At 52.8% G+C, this 3,563-nt stretch carries 3 protein-coding genes and 1 pseudogene; 3 read left to right on the top strand and 1 reads right to left on the bottom strand.

Going from position 1 to position 3,563, the window contains the following annotated elements; genetic code table 11:
- Window positions 1–872, bottom strand: an 872-nt coding sequence (locus tag H6F43_RS17845; RefSeq protein WP_190344061.1) for a phosphoribulokinase, incomplete at its 3' end; no start/stop codon positions are given.
- Between the two features lie 388 nt (window positions 873–1,260).
- Here H6F43_RS17845 and H6F43_RS17850 point away from each other — a divergent pair.
- The 3 genes and pseudogenes from H6F43_RS17850 to H6F43_RS17860 form a co-directional block, all read left to right on the top strand.
- Window positions 1,261–2,016, top strand: coding sequence for a 2-phosphosulfolactate phosphatase family protein (locus tag H6F43_RS17850; protein WP_190344062.1), 756 nt, complete (start codon window positions 1,261–1,263; stop codon window positions 2,014–2,016).
- A 286-nt stretch (window positions 2,017–2,302) separates the two neighbouring features.
- Window positions 2,303–2,998: a pirin family protein gene (locus H6F43_RS17855; RefSeq protein ID WP_190344063.1), complete on the top strand. Its 696-nt coding sequence runs from the start codon at window positions 2,303–2,305 to the stop codon at window positions 2,996–2,998.
- 273 nt (window positions 2,999–3,271) lie between these two features.
- A pseudogene (locus H6F43_RS17860) lies at window positions 3,272–3,563 on the top strand (glutathione S-transferase family protein); the annotation flags it as partial.

Below are 3,563 nucleotides of genomic sequence, written 5' to 3' on the forward strand. Positions count from 1 at the left end.
TAGCTCTGAAGCATTTCTCCGGTCGTCCCCGTAACTTTGCCTAACTCCGGATTATTTTCGCGGCTACAGGCTTCAAGCATGTTAGGAATATCACCACAGATAAAGTGCTCTAGTTCCTGAACTTGCTCGCCAGTCGCATGTCGATCGATTTCCAGCACATCGACAGGCTTACCCATGTCGCGATCGAGTCCCAGCCGAATCGGAGACTGAGTAAACGCCGTGTCACAGCTAACCACCCGTGTTAACTCTGGATGAGGAATATTGGGTCGTAAAACTAGCCGCACATTCAGGTGTCCGTTCGTTTCCTCGGATTGTTCAGTCGGTGGATAAAAGCTGACAACGAGATCTGCCCACTGGCGCTGTGGGCGAATGTGCTGCTCCGAGTCGGGTTCGCGCTTCACCATTTCAGCCCGCACTTGGTCCTCGGTGTAGCCGCGTTTTTGAGTATCGCGCTTAATTTTCCACTTTGTCCGCAGGGGTTCAGGCGGCGCCAGATACACTTTCACGTCGTAAGCATCGCGGGCAGAGCGAGTCGAGTAGCCCAGCAAGCCCTCAACAACCACAAACTGATTCGGCTTGACGTATTCCGGCGCGTCAAAGGTGCCCGACTTGTGATTGTAGATGGGTTTTAAAATTGGCTGTCCCGCCCGCAACAGTGATAGGTGCTGCTCCATGATGTCGAGGTAGTTGCAGTCTGGGTGGAGCGCACTGATGCCCAGCTCTGCTCGCTGTTTGCGATCGTAGCGGTGGTAGTCGTCTGTGCAAATGACCGTGACATTTTCGGGTCCCAGAAATTGAGCAATGCCTCTTGTCAACGTAGTTTTACCAGCCGCGCTGTCGCCAACGATACCTAAAATGATGGGGCGGTTCATAGTTCCTCCAGAACAAGCGAAAACTGGGCTGCGAATTGGTTTATTGTAGGGAGAAACTGGAAGGGAAGAAAGCGGCTTGTTCACAATTGTTACTGAGTCCTCATCAGTAGCGATCGTGATAGCGTTTCATGGACTCACCTTGTTTGAGGAATGGCTTGGCAACGACTTCTACTGGTTATCAGTAATGCTGAGGAACCTGCATGAAAATAACGCACCTGCAACTTGGGTTTCGGCTCCGCTCAATTCTCACCGTCTGAGAGCTGGGCAGACTAGGAACCTACCTGATTGGTACATGATTAACCTGCAAATCTTTGAGCATCGGTGAGCCTAAATCGCTCTGATGCCAAGCTGTTGCCATCACTAAAACCGCACTCTCTTCCTAAAACTTATGAAGCTATCAATCTTTCATACGCCCGAATTAACCCCCGCTGTAACAACCGCTGACTGCGCGATCGCGGTAGATGTTCTAAGAGCAACGAGCACAATGGTGACTGCCCTCTCTGCTGGAGCCGAAGCCGTTCAAGTGTTCAGCGATTTAGACGAGCTTCTGCAAGTCAGCGCCGCGTGGTTGCCCGACAAGCGCTTGCGGGCTGGAGAACGAGGCGGTGCTAAGGTTGAGGGATTTGATTTCGGCAATTCTCCGTTGGATTGTACTCCAGAACGAGTGGGTGGACGGCGACTGTTTATCAGCACTACAAATGGCACGCGGGCGTTGCAGTGTGTACAAGCGGCTCCTACGGTTCTTGCAGCCGCGCTAATCAACCGCAATGCAGTGGTGGACTATCTGGTTGAGAACCAGCCGAAAACCATTTGGATTGTGTGCTCCGGTTGGGAAGGCAGCTTTTCGCTAGAAGATACCGTATGTGCAGGAGCGATCGCCCACAGTCTGCTGACTCGTCTGAGCTGCTCCCTGGTAGATCTGGCAGGCAATGACGAAGTAACCGGAGCAGTGGCGCTCTACGAGCAGTGGCAGGCTGATCTGCTGGGACTGTTCCATCACGCCAGCCACGGGCAGCGCTTGCTGCGTCTTGCCTGCCACGAAGATTTGGACTATTGCTCTCGCACGGATACCTCAGACATTTTGCCGATTCAGCGAGAACCCGGTGTGCTGGTAAACAGTAAGCAGTTGGCTCTGGCGCACTAGCCCGATCGCAGTTTGGCGAAATCGCAGTGCGACAAAAGAGTTGGGGTTCGTGCAGGCTGAGCATGTGAATTTGTCGTGCCAGTGACGAACCTCAAAGAATTTACTTCGATCGCACGCTCCTGCATAGCGCCATGCAAACGTCTGGTGTAATAGCGCGGCTTGGAGTCGAATCACGACTTGATTGAACAAGACAGTTTACATTCAAACTTTTTGTGCTATATTGTTTATATACAAACAGTCTGCCTTAGTAATAACGGCATCGACTCTCACCTTGGAGCAACCAGCGATGATTACGCTTCGTCAGGCAACCGATTGCGGACATGCTGACCACGGTTGGCTAAACTCCTATCACACCTTTTCCTTTGCAAGCTACTACGACCCGAAGCACATGGGCTTTCGCGACCTGCGGGTGATCAACGAAGACCGCGTTGCCCCCGGTCGCGGATTTCCAACCCATTCCCATCGCGACATGGAAATTATCTCCTACGTGATTTCCGGATCGCTGGCGCATAAAGACAGCTTGGGCAACACCGAAGTCGTTAGCGCAAACGGAGTGCAGCGGTTCTCGGCAGGAACGGGCATCGCCCACAGCGAGTTCAACCCCTCAGCAACTGACCCCGTTCACTTTCTGCAAATCTGGATCCTGCCAGAAAAGCAAGGACTAACGCCCAGCTATGAGCAAAAGTTGTTTCCGCTCGACCCACAGGACGGTTGGAGATCGATCGCGAACCCCGATGCCAGCAGCGGTGCTGTGAAGATTCACCAAAACGTGGCTCTGTTTGCTACCACGATCGCGGCAACTGACAAGCGCACCTACACGCTGCAACCCGATCGTCACGCCTGGGTACAAGTCGTGAAAGGGACGATCGTTCTCAACGGTCAGCGTTTACACGCCGGAGATGGAGCGGCTGTCAGCGAAGAACCGCAACTGACGCTGCTTGCAGAAACCGACGCCGAAGTGCTGCTGTTTGATTTGGCATAGCAATGGAGGAACGGCAGTACGTCTGCCATTCCTTTTTTCATCAAGGGTAATGATGATTCCAGTTACTCGATTGAACCACGCCGTGCTGTATAGTCATTAGCCTGCTGCAACCTAAATACCAATCCGGAAGTCGGAAGTCGGAAGTCGGAATTGCAGAAGCTCGATTCCGCCTACGTTTTGGTGGTTCGATCGGTAGCTGGAATTTAGAGAATTGGTACAACTCACACATTGCGAACAATTCATCAGCTTTTACTTACCCCAAGGAGATACGCAATGGCACTCGGAATGCTGGTAGATGGCAAGTGGACCACCGAATGGAACGAGCGCAACGAGACAGGGCAGTTTGATCGGACGCCGACGAAGTTTCGCGATCGCATTACCGCGGATGGCTCTAGTGGGTTCAAAGCTGAACCCGGACGCTACCACCTCTACATTTCGCTGGCGTGCCCGTGGGCGCATCGGACGCTGATTATGCGATCGCTTAAAGGCTTGCAGGATGTCGTTTCGCTGTCGATCGTCGATGCGATACTGACCGAGAAAGGCTGGGGCTTTTCAGAGAATCCGG

It is taken from the genome of Leptolyngbya sp. FACHB-36, assembly GCF_014695955.1.
Lineage (GTDB): Bacteria > Cyanobacteriota > Cyanobacteriia > Leptolyngbyales > Leptolyngbyaceae > FACHB-36.